Origin of the sequence: Polaromonas sp. (assembly GCF_039930745.1) — a bacterium.
Lineage (GTDB): Bacteria > Pseudomonadota > Gammaproteobacteria > Burkholderiales > Burkholderiaceae_C > Polaromonas.
This window is the reverse complement of the sequence record NZ_JBDTTH010000046.1, coordinates 1-14,781: the sequence shown is the minus strand read 5'-3', so window position 1 is coordinate 14,781 and position 14,781 is coordinate 1. Positions and strand designations below refer to the sequence as shown.

The 14,781-nt window shown below is 63.3% G+C and carries 18 protein-coding genes and 1 pseudogene; 10 read left to right on the top strand and 9 right to left on the bottom strand.

Translation table 11 applies throughout. The features are described 5' to 3' along the window. Positions 1-104 precede the first annotated feature (104 nt). Complete coding sequence (locus ABI660_RS14335; RefSeq protein WP_348069143.1) at positions 105-896, bottom strand: transporter substrate-binding domain-containing protein; 792 nt, start codon at positions 894-896, stop codon at positions 105-107. Further along, on the bottom strand, positions 893-1,672 hold the full coding sequence (locus ABI660_RS14330) for a GntR family transcriptional regulator (protein ID WP_348069141.1): 780 nt from the start codon (positions 1,670-1,672) through the stop codon (positions 893-895). The genes ABI660_RS14335 and ABI660_RS14330 overlap by 4 nt, the downstream gene beginning before the upstream one ends. 415 nt (positions 1,673-2,087) lie before the next feature. Between ABI660_RS14330 and ABI660_RS14325 the strand changes: the two genes are divergently transcribed. Both ABI660_RS14325 and ABI660_RS14320 read left to right on the top strand, forming a co-directional pair. Then, positions 2,088-3,806 carry a long-chain fatty acid--CoA ligase gene (locus tag ABI660_RS14325; protein WP_348069139.1) on the top strand — a complete coding sequence of 573 codons (1,719 nt, stop codon included), beginning with the start codon at positions 2,088-2,090 and terminating at the stop codon, positions 3,804-3,806. Between the two features lie 259 nt (positions 3,807-4,065). Beyond that, positions 4,066-4,959, top strand: coding sequence for an ion transporter (locus ABI660_RS14320; protein WP_348069137.1), 894 nt, complete (start codon positions 4,066-4,068; stop codon positions 4,957-4,959). Here ABI660_RS14320 and ABI660_RS14315 read toward each other — a convergent pair. Further along, positions 4,956-5,513, bottom strand: coding sequence for a YaeQ family protein (locus ABI660_RS14315; RefSeq protein WP_348069135.1), 558 nt, complete (start codon positions 5,511-5,513; stop codon positions 4,956-4,958). The genes ABI660_RS14320 and ABI660_RS14315 overlap by 4 nt on opposite strands. A gap of 89 nt (positions 5,514-5,602) precedes the next feature. Here ABI660_RS14315 and ABI660_RS14310 point away from each other — a divergent pair, with 89 nt between their 5' ends. From ABI660_RS14310 to ABI660_RS14280, 7 genes are all read left to right on the top strand, one after another. After that, on the top strand, positions 5,603-6,628 hold the full coding sequence (locus ABI660_RS14310; RefSeq protein WP_348069192.1) for an LLM class flavin-dependent oxidoreductase: 1,026 nt from the start codon (positions 5,603-5,605) through the stop codon (positions 6,626-6,628). Positions 6,629-6,682: 54 nt separating this feature from the next. Next, positions 6,683-7,705 carry a methionine synthase gene (locus ABI660_RS14305; protein WP_348069190.1) on the top strand — a complete coding sequence of 341 codons (1,023 nt, stop codon included), beginning with the start codon at positions 6,683-6,685 and terminating at the stop codon, positions 7,703-7,705. Between the two features lie 8 nt (positions 7,706-7,713). Continuing rightward, positions 7,714-8,895, top strand: a complete 1,182-nt coding sequence (locus ABI660_RS14300; protein ID WP_348069133.1) for a serine hydrolase domain-containing protein — start codon at positions 7,714-7,716, stop codon at positions 8,893-8,895. Between the two features lie 25 nt (positions 8,896-8,920). Then, entirely contained in the window at positions 8,921-9,412 is a 492-nt protein-coding gene (locus ABI660_RS14295; RefSeq protein WP_348069131.1) for a cupin domain-containing protein, read from the top strand. A 190-nt stretch (positions 9,413-9,602) separates the two neighbouring features. Next, positions 9,603-10,265 (top strand): glycine zipper 2TM domain-containing protein, encoded by a 663-nt coding sequence (locus ABI660_RS14290; protein ID WP_348069129.1) that lies wholly within the window; start codon positions 9,603-9,605, stop codon positions 10,263-10,265. A 347-nt stretch (positions 10,266-10,612) separates the two neighbouring features. Next, positions 10,613-10,894: a DUF427 domain-containing protein gene (locus ABI660_RS14285; RefSeq protein WP_348069127.1), complete on the top strand. Its 282-nt coding sequence runs from the start codon at positions 10,613-10,615 to the stop codon at positions 10,892-10,894. Positions 10,895-10,914: 20 nt separating this feature from the next. Next, complete coding sequence (locus tag ABI660_RS14280) at positions 10,915-11,352, top strand: universal stress protein (protein WP_348069125.1); 438 nt, start codon at positions 10,915-10,917, stop codon at positions 11,350-11,352. A gap of 112 nt (positions 11,353-11,464) precedes the next feature. Here the strand turns inward: ABI660_RS14280 and ABI660_RS14275 are convergent, their stop codons facing one another. The 3 genes from ABI660_RS14275 to ABI660_RS14265 all read right to left on the bottom strand — a co-directional run bounded on the left by ABI660_RS14275 (position 11,465) and on the right by ABI660_RS14265 (position 13,678). Beyond that, entirely contained in the window at positions 11,465-12,220 is a 756-nt protein-coding gene (locus ABI660_RS14275; RefSeq protein WP_348069123.1) for an SDR family NAD(P)-dependent oxidoreductase, read from the bottom strand. 50 nt (positions 12,221-12,270) lie between these two features. Then, positions 12,271-12,915, bottom strand: coding sequence for a protocatechuate 3,4-dioxygenase (locus ABI660_RS14270; protein WP_348069121.1), 645 nt, complete (start codon positions 12,913-12,915; stop codon positions 12,271-12,273). Positions 12,916-12,982: 67 nt separating this feature from the next. Then, on the bottom strand, positions 12,983-13,678 hold the full coding sequence (locus tag ABI660_RS14265; RefSeq protein ID WP_348069119.1) for a pseudouridine synthase: 696 nt from the start codon (positions 13,676-13,678) through the stop codon (positions 12,983-12,985). Between the two features lie 38 nt (positions 13,679-13,716). Between ABI660_RS14265 and atpE the strand changes: the two genes are divergently transcribed. Then, complete coding sequence (gene atpE, locus ABI660_RS14260) at positions 13,717-13,959, top strand: F0F1 ATP synthase subunit C (protein ID WP_348069116.1); 243 nt, start codon at positions 13,717-13,719, stop codon at positions 13,957-13,959. On the opposite strand, the gene ABI660_RS14255 is transcribed toward atpE, so the two are convergent. The 3 genes and pseudogenes from ABI660_RS14255 to ABI660_RS14245 form a co-directional block, all read right to left on the bottom strand. Then, positions 13,956-14,222, bottom strand: a complete 267-nt coding sequence (locus ABI660_RS14255; protein ID WP_348069114.1) for a VF530 family protein — start codon at positions 14,220-14,222, stop codon at positions 13,956-13,958. The two genes, atpE and ABI660_RS14255, sit on opposite strands and share 4 nt — an antisense overlap. Before the next feature lie 4 nt (positions 14,223-14,226). Beyond that, positions 14,227-14,370, bottom strand: a complete 144-nt coding sequence (locus ABI660_RS14250) for a hypothetical protein (RefSeq protein ID WP_168173571.1) — start codon at positions 14,368-14,370, stop codon at positions 14,227-14,229. Between the two features lie 39 nt (positions 14,371-14,409). Then, positions 14,410-14,781: pseudogene (locus ABI660_RS14245) on the bottom strand (NAD(P)/FAD-dependent oxidoreductase); the annotation flags it as partial.

Here is a 14,781-nt window from a genome sequence, read left to right as displayed (position 1 = left end):
TGCAGGGGGCGCCGCTGGCGGCCCGGCAAAGCCGGTTCCGCGGCGGCCTGGAATAAGAAAAAAGCAATGTCAGTCATGCTGGAACCGCAACGGGGTGTGCAACATCACTCGGGGAGGGTGCCAGCAGGGCGTCCCAGCCATTTGACGGCTATCTTGTCGATGTCACCGCTCTTCTTGGCCGCAGCGATCACTTCGTTGACTTTCAGGCGCAGCGCGTCTTCACCCTTGGCCACGCCGATGAAGTTAGGGCTGTCCTTGAGCAGCAGCTTGTATTCGGTGTTGAGCTGCGGGTTCTTGGTCATCATGTTGCCGGCGACCGACACGCCGGTGGCGATCAGCTGCACCTGGCCGGCGGTGTAAGCCGACACGGTGGTGTTGTTGTCTTCGAAACGCTTGATGTCTGTTCCAGTCGGGGCTACTTTGGTGAGCTCCTGGTCTTCCAGGGCGGCGCGTGTGACGCTGATGGTTTTTCCCGACAAGTCGGCGAAGGACTTCACTGTGATGCTCTTGGGGCCGAACACGGCCTGGAAGAAGGGCGAGTAGGCAGCGGTGAAGTCGATGACTTTTTCGCGGTCCGGGTTTTTGCCCAGGGTGGAAATCACCAGGTCGGCCTTCTTGGTTTGCAGGTAGGCGATGCGGTTGGCGCTGGTCACGGGCACCAGTTCAACCTTGACGCCCATTTGTTTGCCGATGTAGTTGGCCATGTCCACATCCAGGCCTTGCGGTGCCAGATCCACCCCGACCATGCCGTAGGGCGGAAAGTCGGTGGGCACGGCGATCTTGATGGTTTTGGATTTCACGATGCCGTCCAGCGCGGTCTGTGCATGGACACCGCTGGCGGCCAGCAGGGCGACGGCTGTGAGGCCAAGAGAGAAAAGGCGTTTGCTCGATGTCATAACAGGGCTCCTAGATAGGTTGAGGAATCGTCGTTGGAAGGGGCGGCCTTCCGGCCACTTTTGCGAACACTTGTATGCAACTCTTGTGCCGTTTTGGGCTGTGCTGGCGAAAGCGGGCTGAGCGCGCTGCGAAGTTGCGCCAGCGGGTCGCCGCTGGCTGCCTGCAGTTTGAGTGCCGCCTGGACACTGCCTATGTGGCTTTGCATCAGCCGCTCGGCCAGCACCAGGTTGCCCTTTTCAAGCGCTTCGACAATTTGTACGTGCTCTTCGCAGGACTGGGCGGCATCGTGCGATGACTGGTACAGCATCGCAATCAGAGTGGTGCGCGCCGTGAAGTCGCGCAGCGTATCGGCCAGCAGGCTGTTGCCCAGGCATTCGGCCAGGCACACATGAAAGTCGCCCAGCAGAAAGCTGCGCAGGCCGACGTCTTTTCCCTTGACAGCTGCCTTCTCCCGGGTCAGGTGGTTTTTGAGCTGCTTGATGGCGGCCTTGTTGACGGTGGTGGTGCAGCGGATCAAGCCCATTTCGATGACGCGGCGCGCCTCGAAGGCTTCGCGCGCCTCGTCCTGCGAAGGTTCAATCAAGTACCAGCCGCGCCGCGCGCTCACGGTGACGATGCCGCGCGCGGCCAGGTGTGTCAGCGCTTCGCGCACGATGGTGCGGCTGCAGTCGAACAGCATGGCCAGCTGCTGCTCACCCAGCCGCGCACCGGGCGCGAGCTTTTGCGCCATCACGGCTTCGATGATGCGGTTGCTGATGTCTGAGGCAGTGGCCATTCATGCGTTCATGCATTTCCCGTGCCAGGAATCAGACTGATGCGGACAACTGGTATACAAGTTTTGTGCACTGTTGTGGCGTACGGATGCCTCAAACTGAGGCTTTTTCGATGCTGGCCGCACCAAACACAGGCGCGGGCGCCTGAAGGTCACCAACTACCGCCAGGAACGCAGGGAGCGCCACGGCCACTGGGATTCGGGCAAACTGCCCCGGTGATTTCTTGCGGAAGCGGGAAGGGAGGCGGACCGGTTGTCGGCCGTTGCTCGCGCTTCATGCCGGGCGGCGCGGTCGCCCAGGCGACAGTGTTTTATCGGGAGCTTCCCCGATGCATACCCGGCGCGAGCAGGGTAGGCTGGTGGCCCGCCTTACACAACCCTGGAGCCCGATTTGTCCGACCCGAAAGCAGTTGCATCTGTGACCCCTCAAGCGAACCCGCACACCCTGCATCACAAGGTCTGGCCCCGGCGTTTACCCCATAACATCACGGCGCCTGCCATCTCGCTGTGGCACAACCTTGCGGTCAGTGCGCTGCGCTACCCGAACAAACCGGCGCTGGTGTTTTTCGACCGCACTTTCACTTATGCGGAAGTGCTGCAAAAGGCCGAACGGCTTGCCGCGACGCTGCATGAGATGGGAGTGAAAAAGGGCGATCGCGTGGTGCTCAACATGCAAAACTGTCCGCAGTGGGTAATCGCCCATTTCGCCATCCTGCGGGCCAATGCGGTCGTTGTGCCGGTCAACCCGATGAACCGCGCGGAAGAACTCAAGCACTACATCACCGACCCCGATGCGCGGGTGGCCATCACCACGGCCGACCTCGCCCCCGAACTGGCCCGGGCCAACGCCCAACTGGAGCCTGAGCTGCGGCTGCAGCACATGATCGTCACGCACTACAGCGATGCTTTTGACATGCAGGCGGCATCGGCCGATCTGCCGCCAGCCTGGCAGGAGTGGCTGGGGACGGTGCATGCTGCGCCCGACATGCATGGCGGCACCGTCACCGCCTGGAACGAGGCCGTGGCGCAGGACGCGCAGGGCCGGCTGCCCGAGCACACTGTCACGCCGCAAGACCTGGCCGTGCTGCCCTACACCAGCGGCACGACCGGCCTGCCTAAAGGCTGCATGCACACACACGCCAGCATCATGCACAACGCGGTGGCCAGCACCTTGTGGATCAGCAGCACGCCGGAAAACAGGGTGCTTTCCGTGGTGCCCATGTTCCACATCACAGGCATGGTCTCGGTCATGCATGCGGCAATCTACGGCGGTGCCACGCTGGTCGTCATGCCGCGCTGGGACCGCGAACTCGCCGGGCGGCTGATCTCGCGCTGGCGCGTCACCCACTGGACCAACATCCCCACCATGGTGATCGATCTTTTGGCCAGTCCGAACTTCGCCAGTTTTGATTTGAGCAGCCTGCTCTACATCGGCGGCGGCGGCGCGGCCATGCCGCAGGCTGTGGCCCAGCGCCTGTGGGAGCAGTACGGCTTGCGTTTTGCCGAAGGTTACGGCCTGACGGAAACGGCAGCGCCTTCGCACAGCAATCCGCCCGACGCCACCAAACAGCAATGCCTGGGTGTGCCCTTTGTCAACGTTGACGCACGCGTCATCGACCCGACAAGTCTGGAAGAAATGCCGCTGGGCGAGCAGGGCGAAATCATCATGTGCGGGCCACAGAATTTTTCCGGCTACTGGAAGAGGCCGGACGCCACGGCGGAGGCTTTCATCGAGATAGATGGCAAACGGTTCTTTCGCTCGGGTGATCTTGGGCGTGTCGATGAAGAAGGCTATTTCTTCATCACCGACCGGCTCAAACGCATGATCAACGCATCGGGCTTCAAAGTCTGGCCGGCCGAGGTGGAGGCGCTGATGTTCAAGCACCCGGCCATCCAGGAGGCCTGCATCATCAGCACCAAAGATGCGTACCGCGGCGAGACCGTCAAGGCGGTGGTGGTGCTGCGGCAAAGCCACAAGGGCCAGGTCAGCGAGGAGGACATCATCAACTGGTGCAAGGAGAACATGGCGGCCTACAAGTACCCGCGCGTGGTCCAGTTTGTGGATGTCCTGCCCAAGAGCGGCTCCGGCAAAGTAATGTGGCGCACGCTGCAGGAGCTGGAAGGCGCTTCAGCCTGATGTCTTCATCACGCAAGCGCAGTTTTCTCCGCGCATCCCTTCCTGGGTGGCTGGTCATGGGGCGGGGCACTGGTTTGATGATGAAAACGTCCTCAAGCCCTTTTCCTATATGCCTGGATAGCTACTGAAAACATAGCGAACTGCGGCGGAACAGTGTTTCCTGCGGCGGGGCTTGCCAGCTGGTTTTTCCGCGGGAGGAAGCCGGTTAAAGTGAACCCCGTCAGGCGAACAAACGCGCGGCGTACAACGCCCCTTCCACATGACCAACGCTTCCTTTCCCACCCCACCGCAGGACAAACCGCTCGAAGGCTGGCGCCTGCGCTGGTACACGATTATTTTTGAAGCCGACACGCGCGCCGGCCGGCTGTTTGACCAGGCCCTGATTGCCGTCATCCTGCTGAGCATCGTGGTGGTCATGACCGACAGCGTGCAGGCCGTACACCGCGCCTACGGCTCCTCGCTGGTGGCTGTGGAATGGCTGTTTACGCTGCTGTTCACGGCAGAATACATTGCACGCCTGCTGTGTGTCCGCAGGCCGCTTCAGTACGCCACCAGCTTTTTCGGAATCATCGACCTGGTGGCTGTACTGCCGACTTACCTGGCCCTGTTTTTTCCTGAGCTGCACGCCCTGATCGACGTGCGCGTGCTGCGCCTGCTGCGTGTGTTTCGTGTCTTCAAGCTGGTGGCCTATGTTGCCGAGTACCAGTTTCTCGGCCGTGCCCTGGCGGCGAGCGGCCGCAAGATCCTGGTGTTCCTCTCGGCTGTGGTGATGGTGGTACTGGTCATGGGAACGCTGATGTACGTGATCGAGGGCCCGGACAATGGGTTTACCTGCATCCCGACCTCGGTCTACTGGGCCATCAGCACGGTCACCACCGTAGGTTTCGGCGACATCACGCCCGGCACCGACCTGGGGCGGTTGATCGCCTCGTTCATGATGTTGATGGGGTGGGGCATCCTGGCGGTGCCTACCGGCATCGTGACCGCTGAAATGGCGGCGCAGCGGCGCGAGCAACTGTCCCATGCACTTACCACCCGGACCTGTCATGAGTGCCTGAGCGAGGGCCATGCGGCCAACGCTTCTTTCTGTTTCAAGTGTGGTGCGCACCTTCCGCCGTACCAGCAGCAGGGTGCGGGCCAGTCGCCTTCCTAAGCGCCGGCGGTCAGCCGGCGCGGCGTGATCTCCACCGAGTCCGCGCCCGTGCTCATCCACACCGTGCCATCCTGCACCGTCACCTGGAGCTGGATGGTGCGGTTGGCCAGCTTGGCCAGGGCCTGGCTTTGCGCCGCGTCGATCTGCCAGACCACCAGGTTGGCGGCTCGGGTCAGCTTGGTTTCCATGGTCTTCCACCACACCGGGGTGCTGCTGGCAAAGCTGTACACACTCACGCGCTCTGCCCGGCCGGCCGCGCGCATCAGGCGTTTGTCGTCGGGCTGGCCGACGTCGATCCAGTGCAGGATGGCCTCGGTGTAGTCCTTGTGCCAGAGCGCCGCTTCATCGACATCCCACAGGTCCTTGGCAAATTCGAGGTGACCGCGTTTGTCGTCAGCGGGGACATTCAGTGCGAAGGCCAGCAGCCGGATCATCATGCGTTCGTCCGCCTCGGAAGGGTGGCGCGCAATCGTCACGTTGTGGTCGCCGTACACGCCGCGGTCCATGTCGGCGATTTGCAGCTGGGCTTTGTAGATAGTGGCCTTGAGTGCCATGGTGTTTCTTCTGGTGGGTGGAGCGGCTGATAACCCTCTATTGGAACAGACCAGCGGAAGGGCGCGGCTCTGGCTATAGTCAGACCATGATCCGACTGTCTGTACTTGACCAATCCGTGGCTGTGACCGGCCGCAGCGAGGATGCCTCCATCCGCGAGACGCTGGCCCTGGCACAGCACTGCGAAGCCCTGGGCTATGAGCGCTTCTGGCTCAGCGAGCACCACAGCCACCCGACGATTGTGGGCAGCGCGCCCGAGGTGCTGATGGCCGCCATCGCCGCCACCACGCAGCGCATCCGCATCGGCAGTGCCGGCGTGATGCTGCCGCACTATGCGCCGCTGAAGGTGGCCGAGCAGTTTCGCGTGCTGGAGGCGCTGGCTCCGGGGCGTATCGACCTGGGTGTCGGCCGCGCACCGGGTTCCGACGGCCGCACCGCCCAGTTGCTCAATCCGAACGCACGCCATGCGGCCGACCATTTTCCGCTACAGGTGCGCGAGCTGCAGGCCTGGGTCAACGGGACCGAACTGCCTGAAGACCACCCGGGCCGCGGCGTGAGCGCCAAGCCGGCAGGGCCGGGTGCGCCGACGCTCTGGATGCTGGGGAGCTCCAACTACGGCGCGCAGCTGGCCGCGCACTATGGCTTGCCGTATGCGTTTGCCTGGTTCATCACGGACGGGCAGGGCGCTGAAGAAGCGCTGACCGTGTACCGCGAACTGTACCGGCCCAGCGGATTGCACCCAGCGCCGCAGCCCGCGCTGTGTGTCTGGGCGCTGGCGGCTGATACCGAAGCCGAGGCCTGGCAGCTTTTCTCCAGCCGCGAACGCTGGAAAATCGATCGCAACCGGGGCACCTTGGGGCCGCTCCAGTCGCCGGCCGAAGTTGCTCAACGGCCATACAGCGTGGCTGAGCAGGTGGATGCCGAGCGGTTGCGCAGCACGGCGCTGGTGGGCAGCACCGCGCAGGTTGCCAGCAAGTTGCGCGCGCTCTCGGAAGCGCTGCAGGTCGAGGAAATTGTGGTCATCACCTGGACACATGATCCGATGGCGCGGCGCCGCTCCTACGAGTTGCTGGCGCAGGAGTTTTGCAGCATCCCATCCCCGGCCCGCGAAGCCTGAATCAAACATCAGCATCATCACTACACGAGGAGCACCATGACCGCCACTTCCCCCCTGTTCAGCGCCACCATTGCCGGCAGCCTGCCCAAGCCCGCCTGGCTGTCCGAGACCCAGAAACTCTGGCCCCAGTGGAAGGCCGAAGGCGCCGAACTGGCGCAGGCCAAGCTTGACGCGACGTTGCTGTGGATCAAGGCACAGGAAGACGCGGGCCTGGACGTGATTGGCGACGGCGAGCAGTCGCGCCAGCACTTTGTGCATGGCTTTCTCGAGCAGGTCGAGGGCATCGATTTCGAGCACAAGGTCAAGATGGGTATACGCGACAACCGGTATGACGCCATGGTGCCGCAGGTTGTGTCGGCACTCAAACTCAAGGGCCGCGTGCACGCAGCAGAAGCACAGCTGCTGCGCGCGCATACCGCCAGAAAAATCAAGTTCACCTTGCCCGGTCCGATGACGATTGTGGACACCGTGGCCGACCGCTTTTACGGCGACCGTGTCAAGCTGGCCATGGCTTTTGCCGAGCTGCTCAATCAAGAGGCGCTGGCACTGCAGGCCGACGGCGTGGACATCATCCAGTTTGATGAGCCGGCCTTCAACGTGTACATGAAAGACGCCGCCGACTGGGGCGTCAAGGCGCTGGAGCGCGCTGCGCAGGGCCTGACCTGCACGACCGCCGTTCATATTTGCTACGGCTATGGCATCAAGGCCAACGACGACTGGAAGCAGACCCTGGGTGAAGAATGGCGGCAGTACGAAACGGTGTTTCCGGCGCTGGCCAAAAGCAGCATTCAGCAGGTCAGCCTGGAGTGTTACCACTCCCATGTGCCGCCGCACCTGATGGCGCTGCTCGAAGGCAAGGACGTGATGGTCGGCGTGATCGATGTGGCCAGCGAGGAAATTGAAACACCTGGACAGATTGCGGACACCATAGGCGAGGCGCTGAAATACGTGCCGAAGCATCGCCTGCTGCCCTGCACCAACTGCGGTCTGGCACCCATGAGCCGGGACGTGGCGCTGAAAAAGCTGCGGGCACTGGCCCAGGGTGCGGCGCTGGCGCGCGAGCGCTACAGCACGTGAAAGCGGGCATGGCTGAACTGGGGTTTGCTTCCCCGGCCGAGGTGGGCCTGTGCCCCGTGCGCCTGCAGCGCATGCTCTCCATACTGCAGGCCGACATCGACAGCGGGCGTTTGCCCGGTGCTGTGGTACTGGTCGCCCGCCGCGGCAAGGTGGCGCTGTTCGAGAGCCTGGGCCAGCGGGACCCCGCTGTAGCGGGGGCCATGCGGCGGGACGCCATTTTCCGGATCTACTCCATGACCAAACCCGTGGTATCGGTCGCGGTGATGATGCTCATGGAGCAGGGCAAACTCTTGCTGAGCGATCCGGTCGCCCGGTTTTTGCCGGAATTCCTGAACCAGAAAGTGGCCGTGGAGCGCCATGGCCGGCTTGAGCTCGAGGAAGCGAGCCGGCCGGCCACTGTGCAGGACCTGCTGCGCCATACCGCCGGCCTGACCTATGAGTTTCTGGGTTCGGCCGAGGTGCAGCAACAGTATGCGAAGCAGAAAATGGGCTCGCGCGAGCGCAGCAACGCCGATTTCTCGCGGGTGCTGGCAAGCTTGCCGCTGATGTACCAGCCCGGCAGCGTCTGGGAATACAGCCGCGCCACGGACGTGCTGGGGCGGCTGGTTGAAGTCGTCAGCGGAAAATCTCTCGGTGAGTACCTGCGGCAGCATATTTTCATTCCGCTGGGCATGCGGGAAACCGGCTTTGCGGTGGCGGAAGCCGATCATGCCCGCATCGCCGAACCGTTTGCGCATGACCCCGACGGCGGCGTGCCCTTGCGCCTGCTGGAACCTCGCCGTTCCACCGCCATGGAAAGCGGAGGGGGCGGCCTGCTTTCCACCGCGATGGACTACGCGCGTTTCCTGCAGTTCATGCGCAACCGGGGAGAACTCGACGGTGTGCGCCTGCTCGGCCCGCACACGGTGGACTTCATGACGTCGGACCATCTGGGCACCATTCCCGTCACGGACGACGTGTTGCCGGCGGGTTACGGCTTTGGCCTTGGCTTCGCGGTGCGACGGGCTGCAGGCATCTCGTCCGCGCCCGGCTCCGCAGGCTTGTATTACTGGGGTGGCATTGCCGGCACCACGTTTTTTGTGGACCCCGTCGAAGACCTGTATGCCGTGCTGATGATCCAGGCACCGAACCAGCGCGACCACTACCGTCCGTTGTTCCGCACACTGGTGTACGCTGCGCTGCTGGACTGAGAGCGGACCTTTCCCGGAGACGACGATGAGCCACGACCACGAACACCAGCATGAAAAGACCGACTGGAAACACGACGGCGTGCGTGTGATTCCCGGCGGCCAGCTTGACGGCAACGTGCCGTCCACGCCCGGCATGGACCGCAAGGCGGCCATCAACTTCGCCCGCGTCGGCGCGCAGAAACTGTGGGCCGGCACCGTCACCATCCATGCCAATGCGAAGACTGGTGCGCATCACCACGGACACCTTGAAAGTGTGATCTACGTCGTGAAGGGCCGCGCCCGCATGCGCTGGGGCGAGCAGCTGGAGTTCACGGCCGAGGCCGGGCCGGGCGACTTCATTTATGTGCCGCCCTATGTGCCTCATCAGGAAATCAATGCGAGCCCGACCGAATTGCTCGAGTGTGTGTTGTGCCGAAGTGACGGTGAGGCGGTGGCCATCAACCTGGATATCGCGCCGGCTGAAAAACCCGAGCAGGTGCTGTGGATCGATCCGACCCATCCGCGGGGCGGCGTCTGAAAAACAGCCTGCAGCCTGTGTAAAGCGCCGGTCAAGCTTAGGTGTGTACCAGGTGAAGCCTTGCGCAACTGCGCAATACCGCACAGTTGGAGAGGGTTAACGCTAACCTTCCCTTACGAATGTCACTTCGTCCTACATGCGCGTTGACACGAGGTGGTTACAACTGAGGCTCACACAAGGAGTACCCATCATGGATACAAACAATCAAGTCCCGGCCACCCCGGGTGCCCAGCCCGGTTTTTCCCAGCGCATGCAGCATAGCAAGGCGCTCATCGCCATTGTGGCGGTGCTCGGTGTCACGGTGATGGCGCTGGCCGCTGCGCTGGTGGTGAATCGGTCTGACGCCCAGCCCGGCGGCACCGCGGCGACGGCCCCGACGACCCAGTCAAGCACGGCCAGCAAACTGGCTGCTGCCGACAGCAAGCCGGCACCAGCAAAACCAGCTGTGGCGCCCCGGCCTGTTGTGGTGGCGCAGGCCCCAGCACCCAAACCCGTGGTGTGCGCCGATTGCGGCACGGTGGAAGCCGTCACCGCCGTTCAGCGTCAGGGCCAAGTCAACGGCGTGCCGGTAGGCAACACCACGATTGGCCTGGGCACTGTGGCCGGTGGTGTGGTCGGCGGCTTGCTGGGCAACCAGGTCGGCGGCGGAAACGGCAAGACAGCCATGACCGTGCTTGGCGCGGCAGGCGGCGCCTTTGCCGGCAACCAGATCGAGAAGAACATGAAGAAGGTCACCGTTTACCAGGTGCGTGTGCGCATGAACGATGGTTCCACTCGCACCGTGGAGGTGTCCAGTTCGGTGCCGGTGGGCTCGCGCGTGATTGTTGAAGGCAACAACCTGCGCATGGCCTGATTTCGCCCCGCCTTGCGCGGGGACGGCCAGGCTTGCGGATCAGGCGTGATGGGTGACCATCACGCCTTTCTTTTTGCCTTTTTCAGGACGTCGTTCACAGCCAGGAGCCTGCGCGGCAGAAGGAGCGTCGGCTGCAAAGCGGCCGCGACGGCCCATTTTTCACCGGCTTTTTGCCCCATAGCTACGGCTATGGGGCTGCAAACCCAGCAAAAACTGTGCTCGCCGAGGCCACTTTTCGCTTCGACGCTTTCTGCCGCGCAGACTCCTGGCCCGGAGTGTGCGAAGATTGTTCACGCAATTCCCGTTCTTATCCGCGCAGCGGACCCAGCAATCCATGAAAGAAGTGTATGAAGGCCATATGGAACGGCGCAGTCATTGCGCAAAGCGACGACACCGTGGTGCTTGAAGGCAACCACTACTTTCCCGAAAGCGCGCTCAACCGCGACTACATCACCTTCAGCAACCACCACACCATGTGCGCGTGGAAAGGCCAGGCCAGCTATTACTCGCTGCTGGTCAACGGTGAAATGAACACCGACGCAGCCTGGTACTACCCCGAGCCGAAACCCGAGGCCGAGAACATCAAGGGTCACGTGGCCTTCTGGAAGGGTGTGAAGATCGAGGCCTGAATTTTTGAGGAGACCTGACCATGTTCAAGCACATCCTGCTGCCGGTTGACGGCTCATCCACCTCGATGATGGCGGTAGACAAGGCGTGCGGGCTGGCACAGGCCTTCAGCAGCGAGGTGACGGTCATTTACGTGATCGACCCCTACGCGTTCAGCGGTGTCGGCACCGATTTCGCTTACGGTCAGGCGCAGTACCTGGGTGCGGCCACCGCCGAAGCCAATGAAGCGCTCAAGGGCGCCACGCAGGTGCTGGAGGCGGCGGGTGTGAAGGTCAAGGCGTCGGTCATCGAGGGTCATGCCATTTACCGTGGCATCCTGGAGACTGCCAGTTCCATCGGCGCCGACCTGATAGTGCTGGGCTCGCACGGCCGGCGCGGGCTCGAAAAACTCGTACTCGGAAGCGTCGCCGCGCAGGTGTTGTCGCATGCCCACCTACCGATTCTGGTGGTACGGGATTAAGAGCCCCCCACGCTTGTCACTGCGTGTACTGCGCTGCCCCCCAAGGGGGCGCTGCGCCTGCGGGCTGGCAAAGCCAGACCCGCGGCCCCTGCTGAAAAAACGGGCCCCGGATTCAGTCTCGCACATCCGCCACCGGCTGGCTGCCAAAGTCAGGCCGGGCCAGGTAGGCCAGGATGCGCGCGGCTGCTTCATCGGGCGATGTGAGCTGGCCCTTGTCCTTGAGGTTGATGAAGTTTTGCTGGTCGGGGAAGGCCGAGGCATCGGCGCCGCGCAGCTGGACCTGCATGTCGGTGTCGATCACGCCCGGTGCCAGCGAGCAGACGGTCGCACCATTGGGTTTGAGTGCTTCCTCCAGCGCGACACAGCGCGTGAAATGGTCCATGCCGGCTTTGGCCGCGCAATAAATCGACTGTGAGGCCATGGCCTTGCGCCCCAGCCCCGAGGAGATGTTGAGCACCTTGCGCCTGGCCGGCCAGCTTTCGGTGGCGCGCAAAAAAACCGTGGTGAGCAGCATGGGCGCTTCCAGGCCGACACGCAGGCCCTGGCGCAGGTCGTCGGCATCTGCTTCGCTGAGCGGGCCAATGCGCGGAATCATGCCGGCGTTGTTGATCAGCACGGCGCTGGAAAAGCCGGCGTGCGCCTGCTCGCGCAGCCATTGCTCCAGGCGCGCGCTGATGTCCGCACCCCGGGCCAGGTCATTCGTCCATTGCTGCAGCGCTGTGCCGGCCATTTTGGCCTGCGCGGCCAGTGTGTCGTTGGCCTTGCGCGAAATGCACAGCAAGGTGTTGCCCGGCTTGAGCAGCTTGCGGGCCATGGCCAGCCCCATGCCGCGCGAGGCGCCGGTGAGGATGAAAAGGTGTTGGGTCATGTCTGTGATATTACCGACAAAAAGGGAGCGCTCAGGCGTTGATATACCGTTCAGGCGGGCACGACGATGGGAAAACGTGCCTGCAACCCGTCGCTGCCCGGCGCAAAAGCCACGGTCAGGGCGGCCCGGTCGCCCTCGCCCAGGCTGCGCCACAGGAAGTCACGCGTATTGCCGGGGTCGCCCGCCACATACAGCTGGGTGATCAGCAGCTCGCGCTGGCCGAGTTTGACCTTGACATGGATATGCGGCGTACGGCCGGCATAGGCCACCGGGCGCAGGGTGCGAAAGCGGTAGCGGCCATCGGCACTGACTGCCACGCGGCCGAAGCCCTGAAAGCGGCGGTCTGCCTTGCCGCCATCCCCGGGATGGTGGTAGTGGCCGGCATGGTCGCACTGCCAGATTTCCACCTGCGCACCGGCCACCGGTTTGCCGGCGAGGTCACTGACACTGCCCTCGACCCAGGCACTTTGGCCCTCTGTGTACGTCAGCGTGCCATTGCGCAGCAAGTCATGGTCGCTGTCTTTGGGGAAAGCCACGGGGTAGTAGGGCCCTTCGGTTTGCGCCGGTGTGGCGCGAAGGCCGCCCTGTGGCTGGGCGCGCACGCCCAGCCACAGGGCGGGTGCTGCAACCAGCGCGGCGGCCACGGTGCGGCGGCGAAGGGTGGCCAGGGAAGAAGGTGGCAGCGCAGCGGGCATCGGAAATCTCCAGTGTTCAGCGTGGGACGCGAAACGTGCGGCGAAGTTCCGGCGCGGCCGATCCCGCTCAGAAGGGCGCCGGACTTTCAAGCTGCATCTGCTCGCCGCTCACGGGGTGCACAAAACCCAGGCTGCATGCATGCAGCAGCAGCCGGGGCGACCGCGCCTGCAAATCCGGCGGGGCATACAGCCTGTCGCCCAGGATGGGGTGGCCCAGGGCCTGCAGGTGCACGCGCAGCTGGTGCGAGCGGCCGGTGATGGGTTCAAGTTCCAGCCACGTGGTGTTCGCAGCCGCATCGAAGCCAAGGGCTCGCCAGCGTGTCTGGCTGGCCTTGCCATGAACGCTGTCAATGATGCGCAACGGCCGGCGCGGCCAGTCCACCACGATGGGCAGGTCGATCAGACTCCAGCCGTCCGGCCCCGGGGCGGGCAGGGGCCGGCCCTCCACCACTGCGCAATAACGTTTGTGAAGCTGCCGGCGCTCGAACTGGGCGCCGAGTGCGCGCTGGACGGCCATGCTGCGCGCCATCAGCATCAGGCCGGAGGTGGCCATGTCCAGCCGGTGCACCACCAGTGCATCGGGATACACCGCCTGGACGCGGGCGCTCAGGCAGTCCTGCTTGTCGTCTCCCCGGCCCGGAACCGCCAGCAGACCAGCGGGTTTGTCCAACACCAACAGGGCTGCATCGGCGTGAATGAGAGTGAAGCCGCTAGCACCGCCATTACCTGCAAGGTCATGGATTTGCAACCGGTCTGCATTCATGATGACTCCATCAGCAACGACCTTGAAGGAGAAAAATCATGAGTGACGCAGGTGCCATTTCGATTGCATGTGGTTTGATGATCGGCCTGGGTGTCATCGGCGCCTGCATGGGCATTGGCGTGATGGGTGGGCGCTTTATCGAAGGCTCGGTGCGCCAGCCCGAGCTGATGGAGCCGCTGCAGGTCAAGATGTTTTTGCTGGCCGGCCTGATTGATGCCAACTTCCTGATCGGTGTGGGCGTGGCCATGATGCTGCTGTTTGCCAATCCCTTGGCAGGCTAGCTTCTGGGGGGCGGGAAGTTGTGCACAGTCGGGGCGGCACGCCGCTGCTCGCGCAGCATGAAGAGGTAAAGGCTTTCAACCTTTTCACGGGCCCACGGCGTCTTGCGCAGAAACTTCAGGCTGGATGCCACGCTGGGTTCGCTGGTGAAGCAGCGAATATTGATGCGCTGGCCGAGGCCTTCCCAGCCGTAGTGCTCCGACAGTGCCGTGACGATGGCCTCCAGTGTGAGGCCATGCAGCAAATTGTCGGGCTGGGCTGTCACTGCCTTATTTGTTCTTGAGCTTGCCGCGCAGGGGCACTTGCGTGACGATGGTCGGGCGCACAGCATCGGGCGATACGGCTTTGGGGGGAGACGTGTCCTTCTTCGGCTTCTTGACCATCTTGTCCTTGTTCTGCTGTCCTTTTGCCATGGTGTTCTCCGTTGGGTTGATGGGGATATGTGCTGATTATCAGTGCAACTTGATGCGCGGGCGGTAGGTCCGGTCAATCATTTCAGACAGCGTGATCAACGCGGTTTTTCTCCAGCCGCCCAGCGCCAGCTGGTGCTGCTTGTGCAGCGCCCAGTACATGATTTTGGCCAGCTGCCCTTCGACAAAAAAACTACCCTTGGTCAAGCTGCCCATCAGGCTGCCGACCGAGGAGTATTCCGACAGCGACACCAGCGAGCCCTGGTCGCGGAAGACAAAGGGCTGGACCGGTTCGCCGCGCTGCAGCCGCGGCAGCGCCCTGACAAGGTACATGGCCTGCTGATAGGCCGCCTGCGCGCGCGGCGGCACCCAGGTGCCGTCGGGTTGCTGGCAGGCGGCGCAGTCGCCGAAGGC

Coding starts and splice junctions, on each gene's coding strand:
- ABI660_RS14335 (WP_348069143.1), bottom strand. CDS start 896: ATGACATCGAGCAAACGCCTTTTCTCTCTTGGCCTCACAGCCGTCGCC.
- ABI660_RS14330 (WP_348069141.1), bottom strand. CDS start 1,672: ATGGCCACTGCCTCAGACATCAGCAACCGCATCATCGAAGCCGTGATG.
- ABI660_RS14320 (WP_348069137.1), top strand. CDS start 4,066: ATGACCAACGCTTCCTTTCCCACCCCACCGCAGGACAAACCGCTCGAA.
- ABI660_RS14315 (WP_348069135.1), bottom strand. CDS start 5,513: ATGGCACTCAAGGCCACTATCTACAAAGCCCAGCTGCAAATCGCCGAC.
- ABI660_RS14300 (WP_348069133.1), top strand. CDS start 7,714: ATGGCTGAACTGGGGTTTGCTTCCCCGGCCGAGGTGGGCCTGTGCCCC.
- ABI660_RS14295 (WP_348069131.1), top strand. CDS start 8,921: ATGAGCCACGACCACGAACACCAGCATGAAAAGACCGACTGGAAACAC.
- ABI660_RS14290 (WP_348069129.1), top strand. CDS start 9,603: ATGGATACAAACAATCAAGTCCCGGCCACCCCGGGTGCCCAGCCCGGT.
- ABI660_RS14285 (WP_348069127.1), top strand. CDS start 10,613: ATGAAGGCCATATGGAACGGCGCAGTCATTGCGCAAAGCGACGACACC.
- ABI660_RS14280 (WP_348069125.1), top strand. CDS start 10,915: ATGTTCAAGCACATCCTGCTGCCGGTTGACGGCTCATCCACCTCGATG.
- ABI660_RS14275 (WP_348069123.1), bottom strand. CDS start 12,220: ATGACCCAACACCTTTTCATCCTCACCGGCGCCTCGCGCGGCATGGGG.
- ABI660_RS14270 (WP_348069121.1), bottom strand. CDS start 12,915: ATGCCCGCTGCGCTGCCACCTTCTTCCCTGGCCACCCTTCGCCGCCGC.
- ABI660_RS14265 (WP_348069119.1), bottom strand. CDS start 13,678: ATGAATGCAGACCGGTTGCAAATCCATGACCTTGCAGGTAATGGCGGT.
- atpE (WP_348069116.1), top strand. CDS start 13,717: ATGAGTGACGCAGGTGCCATTTCGATTGCATGTGGTTTGATGATCGGC.
- ABI660_RS14250 (WP_168173571.1), bottom strand. CDS start 14,370: ATGGCAAAAGGACAGCAGAACAAGGACAAGATGGTCAAGAAGCCGAAG.